The organism is Spirosoma sordidisoli, assembly GCF_004138325.1.
Lineage (GTDB): Bacteria > Bacteroidota > Bacteroidia > Cytophagales > Spirosomataceae > Spirosoma > Spirosoma sordidisoli.
The window spans coordinates 239,173-252,730 of the sequence record NZ_SBLB01000001.1 but is presented as its reverse complement, the minus strand read 5'-3'; the positions used below and the strand labels follow the sequence as shown (position 1 = coordinate 252,730).

Annotated in this window: 7 protein-coding genes; 6 read left to right on the top strand and 1 reads right to left on the bottom strand. The window is 56.0% G+C overall.

Features of this window, described 5'->3' with window-relative positions:
- Window positions 1-427 precede the first annotated feature (427 nt).
- Both EQG79_RS01265 and EQG79_RS01260 read left to right on the top strand, forming a co-directional pair.
- A complete protein-coding gene (locus EQG79_RS01265; RefSeq protein ID WP_170315637.1) occupies window positions 428-3,637 on the top strand; it encodes a SusC/RagA family TonB-linked outer membrane protein in 3,210 nt (1,069 codons plus the stop codon).
- Window positions 3,638-3,651: 14 nt separating this feature from the next.
- Window positions 3,652-5,067 carry a RagB/SusD family nutrient uptake outer membrane protein gene (locus tag EQG79_RS01260; RefSeq protein ID WP_240699237.1) on the top strand — a complete coding sequence of 472 codons (1,416 nt, stop codon included), beginning with the start codon at window positions 3,652-3,654 and terminating at the stop codon, window positions 5,065-5,067.
- Window positions 5,068-5,232: 165 nt separating this feature from the next.
- Here the strand turns inward: EQG79_RS01260 and dacB are convergent, their stop codons facing one another.
- The gene (dacB, locus tag EQG79_RS01255) at window positions 5,233-6,744 is read right to left on the bottom strand and encodes a D-alanyl-D-alanine carboxypeptidase/D-alanyl-D-alanine endopeptidase (protein ID WP_449448560.1); all 1,512 of its coding nucleotides are present in this window, start codon (window positions 6,742-6,744) and stop codon (window positions 5,233-5,235) included.
- Between the two features lie 188 nt (window positions 6,745-6,932).
- On the opposite strand from dacB, the gene EQG79_RS01250 reads away from it, so the two are divergent.
- The 4 genes from EQG79_RS01250 to EQG79_RS01235 all read left to right on the top strand — a co-directional run bounded on the left by EQG79_RS01250 (window position 6,933) and on the right by EQG79_RS01235 (window position 13,550).
- Window positions 6,933-8,360, top strand: a complete 1,428-nt coding sequence (locus tag EQG79_RS01250) for an MBL fold metallo-hydrolase RNA specificity domain-containing protein (protein ID WP_077919989.1) — start codon at window positions 6,933-6,935, stop codon at window positions 8,358-8,360.
- Window positions 8,361-8,415: 55 nt separating this feature from the next.
- A complete protein-coding gene (locus EQG79_RS01245; RefSeq protein WP_077919988.1) occupies window positions 8,416-9,369 on the top strand; it encodes an acetyl-CoA carboxylase carboxyltransferase subunit alpha in 954 nt (317 codons plus the stop codon).
- Window positions 9,370-9,610: 241 nt separating this feature from the next.
- Complete coding sequence (locus EQG79_RS01240) at window positions 9,611-10,348, top strand: IclR family transcriptional regulator (RefSeq protein WP_077919987.1); 738 nt, start codon at window positions 9,611-9,613, stop codon at window positions 10,346-10,348.
- 208 nt (window positions 10,349-10,556) lie between these two features.
- Window positions 10,557-13,550: a SusC/RagA family TonB-linked outer membrane protein gene (locus EQG79_RS01235; protein WP_129599214.1), complete on the top strand. Its 2,994-nt coding sequence runs from the start codon at window positions 10,557-10,559 to the stop codon at window positions 13,548-13,550.
- Window positions 13,551-13,558: the final 8 nt, after the last annotated feature.

Sequence of the window (13,558 nt, the reverse complement as noted above, 5' to 3'; positions counted from 1 at the left end):
AGAACACAAGGCACAACGGGCAGATCGTCAGAAATCACGAACGAATCGATATAAAAGAAGGGGATAGAACGGGTTTCGAACTGTCCCCTTCTGCTGTATGGGCGCGGTAAAAAGCGAGGCCGGTGAGCAAACCGGGAGAGTTTCACTTACCTTGTCCCAGAATTTATCCGCAGGCAAGCGGGATTGCGCAAACAATGCGTAATTTGGGTATCTGTACCACTTCCATAGAACATATACAGTCTACACCAATCCTGGCCGGGTACCCATCGTATCGTCAATGGCTGTCTGCCACCTGCTGAGGGTAGTGAACTATGCTACGCCTGGGTAGACCGATCTTCTGCAATACAGTCCGCTATTGGCAAACCCCAAGAGGAGCCAATCTGTAATTCACCCAGTTGTCAATCACCCCTAAATCAGTCTCTCGCGTATGATGAATTCGTTACTATTAAAAAGACCTTCCCGATGGAAGTTATCAGCAATAGGTCTGATCGGGTTTCTTCTGACCCTATCGACCGGCTGGGCCCAAACCACGATTACGGGAGCCGTTACGGACGCCGGGTCGGGTGAAGCCCTGGCCGGAGCAACGGTTCAGATCAAGGGCACCAATACCGGTGCTACTACCGATGCGCAGGGAAACTACCGGATTTCGGTACCGGCCAGCGCTGGCTCCTCAACCCTGGTTTTTTCGTTTATCGGTTATCAGCCGCTCGAGGTAGCCGTGGGTAATCGAACTGTCGTCGATGCGAAGCTCAGCAGTGCCGATAACGCGCTGAGTGAGGTTGTGGTGGTTGGGTATGGCGTGCAAAACCGGCGCGACGTGACGACCGCTATCGGGTCAGTGCGGGCCCGGGACCTGGCTAACCAGCCCGTCGTCAGTTTCGACAATGCGCTGGCGGCCAAGATTGCGGGCGTTCAGGTTACCCAGACCTCGGGCGCGCCGGGAGCGGCCCTGCAGGTACGGGTACGCGGTACCGGGTCGATCAGTGCCGGGCTCGATCCGCTTTACGTAATTGACGGCGTTCCGCTGTCGCGGGATACGAAGTTTGCAACGGGCAGTACGAGTACCCAGTTTCCCGACAACCCGATCAATGTGTTGAGTACGATCAACACGGATGATATCGAGAGTATCGAGGTATTGAAAGATGCCTCGGCCGCAGCTATTTACGGGTCACGTGGCTCAAACGGGGTGGTACTGATCACCACGAAGCGGGGGCGCGAAGGCAAGACTATCATCAACTACGATAGTTTCGTCGGGTTCCAGCAGGTATCGAAAAAGCTGGATCTGCTCAACGCTTATGAATACGCGACCCTTAACGTGGAAGCGAAAAACAATGCTTATCTGGACCGGAATCCAACGGGCCGGGTTACGGACAGCAATGAGATCAGGAACAGGGGAGTAGGGGCACCCAGCACCCTGATTCCGCCCCAGGTGGTGCCCTACCTGAGCGGCCAGCCTGGGCTGACCAATACCGACTGGCAGGACGAAATTTTCAGAACGGCTCCCATTCAGAATCATACCCTGTCTATTTCCGGCGGCAATGCCAATGTGCGCTATTACGTCTCGGGCAATTATCTCGATCAGCGCGGCATCGTCATCAATTCGGGCTACCAGCGGTACGCGGCCCGGGCCAACCTCGATATAAAAAGTGGTCGGTTGTCGGTGGGGTTTAATTTCAACCCTACCTATTCCTACCACGATCTGATCAAGGCTGAAGGGCCTTACCTGGCCGATGGGGTCATTGGCTTAGCCGTTCAGATAGCACCGATCTGGCCGGTGTACAACCTGAATGGCACGTATAACTTCGATGCCAACGGCTGGGGTTACGGCGCTACGTCTATTTTGAACCCGGTGGCGGTTGCCAATGAGATAAAGGACAAGCTGGGGCACCTCCGATTGCTCGGCAACGCCTATGCGCAGTACGATATCGGGAAAGGCTTCTCGTACCGGCTCAATGTCGGCGCGGATGTCAACAATTTCCAGCGTGACTATTACCGCCCATCTACCGTCGAGATCCGCGATCGGAAAGGGGCGTCTGTACCGACCGGTTTTTCCAGAACGCAGAATTACATCAACTGGCTGGTAGAACACACGCTGAACTACAGCCGCAGCATCGGCCAGCATAACCTGTCGGCACTGGCCGGTTTTTCGGCTCAGAAAGACCGCCGAACCGCTACCGAACTGACCGCCACCAACTTCCCCAACGACCTGGTGCAGACGCTCAACGCCGGGCAGGTGTCGGCGGGGGGCTCCGATATTCAGGAGTGGTCACTGCTGTCGTACCTGGGGCGGGTGCAGTACGATTATAACGGAAAGTACCTGCTGTCGGGCGCCGTCCGGGCCGACGGATCTTCGCGCTTCGGGGCCGCCAATCGCTGGGGCTACTTTCCGAGCGTATCGGCAGGCTGGAACATTTCCCAGGAGCCGTTCCTGAAAACATCGACCTGGCTCAGTGATCTGAAACTACGCGCGAGCTACGGCCTGACGGGTAATTTTCAGATACCGAACTACGGGGCCGTTAGTCTGCTGAATTACCAGAATTACATCCTGGGCTCCGAAACGCTCGTTAGCGGTCTGGCACCGGGTAACTCGGCCAATGACCAGCTCAAATGGGAAAAGACGGCCATGCTCGATATTGGCGTCGATGCCAGTTTCTTCCGCAACCGGTTGACCCTGAGCGTCGATTATTACGATGCCAACACCTCTGATCTGTTGCTGAACGTGCCGGTGCCCAGAGCTTCGGGCTTCAGCACCGAGCTGCAAAATATTGGGAAGGTGAACAACAAAGGGATTGAGCTGACCCTGGGGACGCAGCAGTCGTTCGGAGGGTTTCGCTGGAACGCCAGTGCCAATATAGCGGCTAACCGCAACCGGGTAAAGGCACTTGGTCCGTCGGGCGATCCGATCATCGTGTCGGGTGGGGTAGCGGGCGCGCAGTTCATTACCCGCATTGGTGAGCCCATCGGGCAGTACTGGACCATGAAAACCAACGGCGTATTTAACAGCCAGGCCGAAATCGACGCCTATCCGCATACGACCACGACCCGCCCCGGCGATTTTCGCTTCGTTGACGTAAACGGCGATAACCGGATCGATTTCAGCAGCGACCGGGCCGTTACGGGCAGCTATTTTCCCAAGTACACCTTTGGCTTTACCAATACCTTCGCCTATGCCGGTTTCGATCTGGGCGTGACGGTGCAGGGTACCCAGGGAAACAAAATCCTGAACCTGATTCGTCGGTATATCTACAACCAGGAAGGAAACGGCAACCTGTTCAGGGGGGCGCTGAACCGCTGGCAGTCGGAAGCTAACCCGGGCGACGGGCAGCACAACCGCGCCAACCGCCTGCAAACGGGTTCTAACGGCGAAATATCGACCTGGCATATTGAAGACGGCTCGTTTGTGCGGGTTCGGACCATCACGCTGGGCTATACGCTGCCCACCGCGCTGCTCCAGCGGCTGCACCTGAACCGGGCCCGGCTATATGTTACCACCCAGAACCCGTTCACGTTCACGAAATACATTGGGTATAACCCCGAGGTGAGCGCCCGCCCCGATAACGCCCTGTCGGCTGGTGAGGATTATGGTACGTATCCCCTGGCCCGTACTACTTCCGTTGGCCTTAACCTCAGCTTCTAACCCCCGTAGTCATCATGAAAACCAATTCGTTTGTTCGCGCTTTCGGTCATCAAACGGCTATGGCCACCCTTTTTGTGCTTGGTCTGGCTGCCTGCCGGAGCGATTTTCTGGACCTGAAACCACAGTCGCAGCCCAACGTCGATAATTTTTACCAGACCGCCAATGACTTCAACAACGCCGTCAATGGAGCCTATGACGCCCTGCAATCGTCCAACCAGTACGGTGGTGATTTTAACACGATCGTAGAAGCCCGCAGCGACAATGTGCTGGATAACGACCCATCGTCGAACGCGGGTCTGCGGTATAACATCGACCGGTTCATCGAGCCTACTACCAACACCGTTCTGCGCGATACCTGGGGGAGTCTCTATACCGGTATCAACCGAACTAATCTGATCCTGGACAAGATCGACGCGGTCAGTATCGACGCGGGTCTGAAAGCCCGTTACCGGGGAGAAGCCCAGTTTATCCGGGCACTATCGTACTTCAACCTGGTGCGGTTGTGGGGACGGGTGCCGCTGGTGTTGACGGCCGGTACTACAGCCGACTCGCGTTCGTATGTTCGTAATGAGGTAACGGATGTGTACGCGGCTATCGAAAAAGACCTGACCGATGCGGTTGCAAACCTGCCCGTCAGTTATACCGGTGCTGATGTGGGTCGGGCTACGGCGGGGGCTGCGCGGGCGTTGCTGGGAAAGGTACTGGTTACCGAGAAGAAATACAGCCAGGCCGTACCAATCCTGCGCGAGGTAGTGACCAGTGGTCCGTATCGGCTGCTGGCTAACGTTGCCGACGTGTTTGCGGTGAACAACAAAAACAACGCCGAGATTGTATTCGCCATCAAGTTCCGGAAAGGGGTAGGCGGGGTGTCGGAAGGCCACGCGCTCTGGTTCGGGACCAACATCGGCGACAACATCGAAAAATCGCTGCGGTCGGCTTACCCGGCTGGCGACAAACGGCTGCCGCTGACCGTACAGGTGCCGGTGCCGAGCAATGTCAACGTGGTACCCCGCAAGTTTTACGACGAGGTATCGGCAACGAATGACGTAGGTAACGATTTTCCGGTATTGCGCTTTGCCGATGTGCTGCTGCTCTATGCCGAAGCGCTGAACGAGGTGGGCTACCAGCCCGACGGCGATGCATTCCGGTCGCTCAACCAGGTGCGGAGCCGGGCCGGCATAGAGCCGTATACGCCCGCGCAACTCGCCAGCCAGGCGGCTTTCCGCGATGCTGTTATCAACGAACGACGGCTGGAGCTGGCGCTGGAGTCGGACCGTTGGTTCGACCTGATCCGGACGGGTCGGGCCGTAGAGGCCATCAAGGTAACCGGCATTACGGTGCCTGCCAACCGGCTCATCTACCCCATTCCGCAGGCTGAAATCGACGTGTATAACAACCCCGCCACGTTCCCGCAGAATCCGGGTTATTGATAATTATCTAGTAAGCTGTCTGGCTGCTGCCAAACCCGGTAGCGCTTCCTGTAACCAATAGCCCTTCCGGTTTGTGAGCTGTTTCACAAAACCGGAAGGGCTTCTGGTGAATTGATAAAATACGAATTACACCGGGTCGGCTATCGATAGGGAAGCGGTAACAGTCTAGTTACCGGCCAGCCCAACCAGTCCCAGAAAAATCGTTTCCAGTTCGGTGGTTACCGCGCGGTTCTGGCCGGGGGTAAACTTATTGACCAGTACGCAGAACGACATACGCTCGCCGTCGGTAGCGGTAAAGTACCCGGCGTAGGCTCTGACGCCTTCAATCGACCCGCTCTTGGCCCGAATGTTACCGGCTGCGGCCGTACCCCGGGCCAGCGAACGCACGGTGCCGGTCTGTCCGACTACCGGAATGGTTTCGTAGAAAGCGGAGAACGAAGGCTCCCGCGCCATGGCGCTCAGGATACCCGTCATGTTGTCGGCCGTGAGGGCACCGGTGGTAGACAGGCCGCTGCCGTCGTGAATACGGAACCCATCGAGGTTAACCCCTTTTTTCTGCCAGAATGCCGTTAGCGCGTCCACACTGGCGTCGGTTGTGCCGACGGTTTTGTCGAGTTGGCGCGTGGCGGTTCGGATCAGGGCTTCGGCGTAGAGGTTGATGCTCTGGTAGTTGGTTTGCTGCGCCAGTTCGGCCAGCGTGGGTGACCGGTGCTGGTTGATGACTACGCGCGTGCCGGATGCTACGACGGTAGTCGACTGGCCACCACCAATCGATACGGGCAGATTCGGTACCAGAACGTTGTCCTGCACTAGTTGTTGCCGAAGCGCGTGGGCGGCAAAATAAGCCGGGTCGGGCAGGGCCCCTTTTACGCTGAACTCGTTGGCCGGTTCGCCCATGGGTACCTTACCGGTAAGCCACTGCAGGTTCAGAAACGGAGCGCCCACGATATTGACCTGGTCGCCGGTTTTGGCCGCGTCGGTCGTGACGGTGTTCTGGAAAGTCAGGTAGGGCACGAGTGGGTCGGTGCGTAGTACGCTGGTAGGAGCGCCTACCGATTTGCCCGGCCGGAAAAAGATGCGGTACAGGTTCTCGTTGATGTTGAGGGCGCTCAGCCCGGCCCCGTAGTAGTTGCCGAGGTCGCCGAAGGGCCAGGTACCCGGCGTAGTGAGGTCCGAGTAGAGGCTGGCATCGCCCACCACAAGTCCCTGAATCTGGCGGATGCCGGCCGCCCGTACGGCTTCGGACCAGCTCTTGAGCAGCGCCGATAGATCATAGTAGGCGGGAAAACGCCAGCTGCCCAGCGACGGATCCCCGGTTCCCCGGATGTAGAGGTTACCCGTCAGTATACTGTCTTTAATGGAGCCGTCGTACTCGAGGGTAGTGGTATAGGTATAGTTCGGACCCAGCACCGCCAGGGCCGTGGCCGTGGTGATGAGTTTGAGCGTAGAGGCTGAGGGCATGCTCAGCCGGGCGTTGTAGCCAATTCGTTCTTCGCCGTCGCGTACCCGCCTGACCGAAAGCGCCACCGTACCGTACCGGACAGCGGGACCCGCCTGAAACGACTCGATCTGACGAAGGAGCCGCTGGGTTGCCAGCGAATCGGGCGGTGACGACGGTTGCCCATCCATACCGGCCCGGACCGCAAACGCAGGAAACCAGACGACGATAAAAAACAACAGAGAGGGGGATAATCGAACTAAACGGCGTCGCAATGGGTACATACTGTAGGTTTCCGTGCGGTTAGGGGAATCGCCCCTGATTTTGTAGCTTTGCAAACTTACGGATTTCGCGCCACCCAACTTGTGTCAAAATCACCTTTTCCGAAGCATTGAATCAACGACATTGATTAGCTAACGCTGTACGCATGAAAGTATCGTTTCTGGGGGCGGCCCGGCAGGTTACCGGCAGTATGTATCTGCTGGAGATAGACGACTACCGCATCCTGGTTGACTGTGGGTCTGATCTTGAACGGTCGAAAACCAACGGCCAGGCTGCCCCAATCACTCCGCAAACAGGTTTCTTCCCGTTTGAGGCTTCGAGTATTAACGTCGTGTTGCTGACCCACGCACACGTAGACCATTCCGGTAATCTGCCCAATCTGTTTCGCGAAGGTTATGAAGGACAGATCCTCTGTACCGAACCGACGTTTGCCCTGACCAACGTCTTGCTGAAAGATGCGGCTTCGCTCAATCAAAAGCGAATCAACGAGCTGAACGCCAGTAAGAAACAGCGCGTCAAAGATCGGCAGGCGCAGATGCAGAAAGATCTCTTCCTGGACCGGCAGGTACGGGAGGCCATGGAAAATGTAGTTCCCATTGCCTTCAACCGCAAATTCCGGCTGACCGATGGCATCGATGTGACATTTATTCCGGCTGGCCACCTGCTGGGAGCGGCTCATATCGTCATCAACGTAGTCGAAAACGGCGAGCAGAAAAGCATCTGTTTTTCGGGCGATATTGGCCGCAAAAACTACCCGCTGCTGGTCGATCCGGCACCGGTGCCGCCCGTCGATTACCTCATCTGCGAAAGTACCTACGGGAACCGGCTCCACGAGAACCACATGAGTCCCGAAGACGCGCTGGCCGACGTTATTCAGCGGACCTGCATCGATATTCCGGGCCGGCTGATCATTCCGTCGTTCAGCGTAGGCCGTACGCAGGCGCTGCTGTACACCCTGAACCGGCTCTATACCGAACGTGACTTCCCGCCCATCAGGGTGTTCTCCGACAGCCCCATGGCGTTCGAGAGTTCCAAAATCTACCTGCAGCATGTCAAGATGCTGAGCGGGGAGGCCAAGGCGTTTTATAAAGAGAACGAGGCTCTGTTCGATTTTCAGAATTTTCAGTTTCTGGAGTCTTCCAAAGCCAGCAAAGCCGTGTCGAACTTTGGTGAACCCTGCATCATCATCTCGTCGTCAGGCATGGTACAGGGTGGTCGGGTTGAATACCACGTGGCCGAAAACATCAGCAATCCGTACTCGACTATCCTGATCATAGGCTATTGTGCCGAAGGGACGCTCGGATGGCGACTCCTGAACGGACAGCAAACCCTAAGTATTAAAGGGAAAGACCATCAGGTGCTGGCCAATATCGAAAAAGTCGACGTTTTCAGCGGCCACGGCGACCGCGACGATCTGCTGAATTTCGTCAGTATGCAGTCGCCCGAAACGCTCAAACGTATTTTTCTGGTCCATGGCGAGTTCGATAGCATGGAAGCTTTCCGTGATACCCTCGCCGAAACCGGCTACCCCCAGGTTGTTATCCCCAAGAAAGGAGAAACTTTTGATTTATGAGCGATGCGTGATGATCGTATGCCGTTCATCGCCCATTGCTCATCACCTAGTAACGATGAGAACGTACCTCGACTTTGAAAAACCGATTGCCGACCTTGAATCCCGGCTGGAAGAAACCAAACGGTTAGCCCAGACCAGTAACGTCAATGTCAGCGAAGCGGTACACGTACTGGAGCAGAGCATCGACAAACTGCGCCAGGAAATTTTCCAGAACCTGACCCGCTGGCAGCGCGTACAGCTCTCGCGCCACCCGGACCGGCCCTATACGCTCGATTACATCTCACTCATGTGCGATCAGTTCATCGAACTGCACGGCGACCGCACGGTGCGCGACGATCCGGCCATGGTGGGTGGTTTTTGTGAACTTGGCGGTCAGACCGTTATGGTTATCGGGCAGCAGAAAGGGCGTAATACCAAGCAGCGGCAACAGCGCAACTTCGGTATGGCTAACCCCGAAGGATACCGGAAAGCCCTGCGGCTGATGAAACTCGCCGAGAAATTCAATAAGCCTATCATCACGCTCATCGACACGCCGGGGGCTTTTCCGGGCCTCGAAGCCGAGGAGCGCGGACAGGGTGAAGCCATTGCCCGGAACCTGAAAGAGATGTTCATGCTTACGGTACCTGTCATCTGCATCATCATTGGCGAAGGAGCCTCGGGGGGCGCCCTGGGTATTGCCATCGGTGATCGGGTGCTGATGCTCGAGAATACCTGGTATTCGGTTATTTCGCCCGAATCGTGCTCATCGATCCTGTGGCGTAGCTGGAATTTCAAGGAGCAGGCTGCCGAAGCCCTCAAACTAACGGCCCGCGATATGCAGGCCGCCCAGCTCGTCGACGGTATTGTGGACGAACCCCTGGGTGGTGCTCATAACGATCATTCTGAAATGGCCAGCCAACTCAAAACGGTGATTCTGGACACGCTGGCCGAACTGAACGCCCTGGATCCCCAGATCCGTATCGAACAGCGAATCGAGAAATTCTGCAACATGGGTGTGGTGGTCGAATAGACCCGTACTTGTTGGGTTAACAAGAATCCGCGGAGACGATCTTCGCGGATTTTTTTGTTGAGGGTACTGTCAGGATCGGGTAGCTGCCCGGTTACGACATCCCGAAAGGGCCGCGCGCGTTACAGGACGGTACGGAGACCGTCAATGAAAAGCGGTGGATAGATTCGGGGATAAAAACACGGGTTGCCTATTGACATATTCACTGTTGTCGTTAGCTTTGTTTTATAATGTAAAATTAAATATGATTCAGGTTATCAACCGGGCCATTGATATTGTCGAGTATATCGCCCAGGACCCCGATAAGCCCAAAGCACTGGGGGATATAGCCGATGCCGTTGGACTAAATCACGGTACCTGCGCCAACATTCTGAAAACGCTGGTCAGCCGTGATTTCATCGAACAGATCGGTGCCAAGAAAGGGTATATACTAGGAGCCAAGGCCTATGCGCTGACCGGAAACGATAATTACCGGAAAGACATCGTTGAAGCCGCTACCGACGAGATGGACCGGCTTACGACGCTCCTCAACGAGAACACCTTACTGGCCGCCCTGAAAGGAAATCAGCGGATCGTCCTGCTCCGTACGTTCTCCGAACACGATCTGCAGGTACGCACACCCGATCAGAAAGATGCTTATAATACGGCATCAGGCCGTCTATTGCTGGCTTTTCATACCGACGCCGAACTAGTAAAGTATACAGCCCGGTACGGATTACCCACGGCAGATATCTGGACCGAAGCCGCCAGTCCCGGCCAGTTTCAACAGGCCATCGACCTGATCAGGCGTGAAGAACTGGCTATCCAGACCACCACCGGACGACAGGTGGTAGGGCTGGCAGTGCCGGTTCGGAAGGCGGATCGGGTGGTGGCGAGTCTGAGCATATACATGCCCGAATATCGATACATGGTTACCGATAAAGCGCGGGTCGTTCAGGAACTGCGTAACACCGCCAACCGCATATCTGCCAGACTGGCCTAAACGGTCAGCGGCCTTTACCGTCCCATAAATAACCGAAAAACTACGCCAAACGCCCGCTCCTTACAGTGGGCGTTTTTTTTGTTTCTTGGCTATTTCCAAGAATATATAAAAAAAAATATGACTGAACACTTTGAGAAAGGGGAAAGAGTAATTTTATTTGCTTATCATTATGGTATTAAATTTTATAATATAAAAATAACTAAACCCTATGCAATCAAAACTACAATGCCTGGTACTGATGGGGTTACTCTCCCTCGTCTCAGTAGCAGTCCAGAGCCAGTCCATTACCCTGACGGGTAAGGTCGTTACGGGCGACTCCCGTGTTGCGCTTCCTGGGGTGAACGTCTCCGTTGAAGGAACAAACACCGGCACCAGTACCGATGCGAATGGCACGTACCGGCTGAACCTGCCTTCGGGGAACAGCACGGTGGTTTTCTCCTATATCGGCTACGTAACCCAGCGGGTGGAAGTTGGCGGCCGTACGCAGCTGGATGTTTCTCTGGAGGAAGATAACAAGTCGCTCAACGAGGTGGTCGTCGTGGGTTATGGAACGGTGAGAAAGTCGGATCTGACGGGTTCGCTGGCTTCCGTGAAGGCAAAGGACATCAACGCCTTTCCGGCCACCAACGTGCTGCAGGCGCTGTCGGGGCGGGCACCGGGGGTGCAGGTTATTCAGAATACCGGCGCTCCGGGCGCTGCGGTCAGCGTGCGCATTCGGGGCACCAACTCGGTGCAGGGCAGCAATGAGCCGCTGTACGTAATCGACGGGTTCCCGACCTCGGGCAGCAACCCAACCGTTCTGAACAACAGCGATATCGAAAGCATCGAAATCCTGAAAGATGCCTCGGCCACGGCCATTTACGGATCGCGTGGGGCAAACGGCGTCGTACTGATCACCACCCGGCAGGGAAAGGCCGGGCAGATGCGGGTAGACTACGAAGGGAGTTACAGCGTGCAGAGCCTGCGTAAAAAGCTGGACCTGATGAACGCCAGGGAGTACGCTACCTTTTATAACGAGCAGGCCGCCAACGACAGGCTGGCTCCGTACTTTACCCAGGCGCAGATCGACTCGTTTGGTGAGGGGTTCGACTGGCAGAACCTGATCTTCCGGAAAGCGCCCATGCAAACGCACAACCTGACCGTCAGCGGGGGGAATGAGAAGACCCGGTTTTCGGTCGGTGGCAGCATCTTCAATCAGGACGGTATCCTGATCAACAGTGATTACAAACGCTACTCGCTCCGGGCCAATGTCACGTCTGATATCAGCAAGAAGTTTAACCTGACCTACGGCGCTACCCTGACTAAAATCCAGACCAGCCGGCAAAACAACGGGGGCGGCAACCGGGGTGGCTCGCTGATTTCGGCGGCTATATCGGCTCCACCTACGCTCACCCCCTACAACGATGATGGCACCTACCGGGTGCTGGCTACGGCCTATCCGTTCATCTCGAACGTGCTGATCAACCCGCTCAATTACATCTACCAGCAAACTGACCGGATCGACGCCAACCGGGTGCTGGCCAACGCAGCCCTGACGTTCAAGCCCGTCGATGGGTTATCGATCAAACTGTCGGGCGGGATCGAAAACAGCGACGACCGGTCTGATTTTTACACCTCTACCCAGTTTATCAACTCGCAGGGGAGCGCCAGTGTGTCGAGTACGCGCGGCACCAGCCTGCTGAGCGAAAATACAATCAGCTACATCAAGACGCTGGCCCAGAAACACAGCATTTCGGCCGTTGTGGGGCTGACCTATCAGGACTTCCTGAATACCTCGCTGGGCGGGTCGGGAAATGGCTTTCTGAGCAACGTTACCGAAACCGCTAATCTGGGCTCGGCCAATACGCCCGGTATTCCAAGTTCGGGTTATTCGTTCGCCACCCTGCTGTCGTACCTGGGCCGGGTCAACTACAGTTACGATAACAAATACCTGCTGACGGCCAGTTTCCGGGCCGACGGCTCGTCCCGCTACAGCGAAGGGAACAAATGGGGGTACTTCCCATCGGGCGCGCTGGCCTGGCGGGTGTCGGAAGAAGATTTTCTGAAGAGTTCGGCCTACATCAGCGACCTGAAGGTGAGAGCCAGCTGGGGCCGTACCGGCAGTCAGGCGATCAACCCCTATGCGACGCTAAACAACCTCCTGGCCGGCAAGACCGTATTCGACGACGCGCTCTACAACACCTTTGCGCCCGGCACTGTACTGCCCGGTAACCTGAAATGGGAAACCACCGAGCAAACGGACTTCGGAATCGACGCCGGGTTCCTTAACAACCGCTACCGGCTTACGCTCGATTATTACATCAAGAATACCTACGATCTGCTTAATACCGTACAACTGCCGGTCGGTTTTGGGTTTACCAGCACCATCCAGAACGTGGGCGAAATCCAGAACAAAGGGCTGGAAGTGGCCCTCGACGCGCGGGTGATCGACAAAGCCTTCAAGTGGGACCTGAGCGGCAACATTGCCTTCAACCGGAATAGAGTCATTAAACTGTACGGCGGCAAAGACATTCTGGGTGGCAACGTGGGTGTAACGCTGATCAGCGACGCGGCTAACCTGCTGCGCGAGGGCCAGCCGATGAGCGTCTTTTTTGGCTACCTCGAAAATGGCTATAACGAGCAGGGGCGGGTCGTTTATCAGGATCTGAACGGCGACAAGGTCATTAACCAGCTCGACAAAGCCATCATTGGTAATCCGAACCCGGACTTTATCTACGGGCTTAACTCCACCATGTCGTTCAAAGGCCTGGAGCTGACCATGTTCTGGCAGGGATCTCAGGGGAACGATCTGCTGAACGTCAGCTCGATCAATAACACCCTCGACTACGGATTCGGGCTGAATATGCCAAGAGAGGTTTTTACCAATCACTGGACGCCCGACCAGCCCAATGCCAAGTACCCGGTCATTTCCCGCTCCAACACCTATAACTACTCGAATCGGCTGGTTGAAGATGGCTCGTTTCTGCGCCTGCGTAACATTCAGCTCGCCTATAACCTGCCCCTGCAGCAGTGGGGCGTCAGCTGGATGCGGAACGCGCAGATTTACGCCAGCGGCCAGAACCTGCTCACCTTCACCAGGTATTCCTGGTGGGACCCCGAGACAAACTCGCAGGGTGGTGCCAACTCCATCGGTCAGGGTATCGATCACTACAGCTACCCGACCTCCAAAGCCGTTACGTTCGGCCTGCGCGTAGGATTTTAATGAGTTTG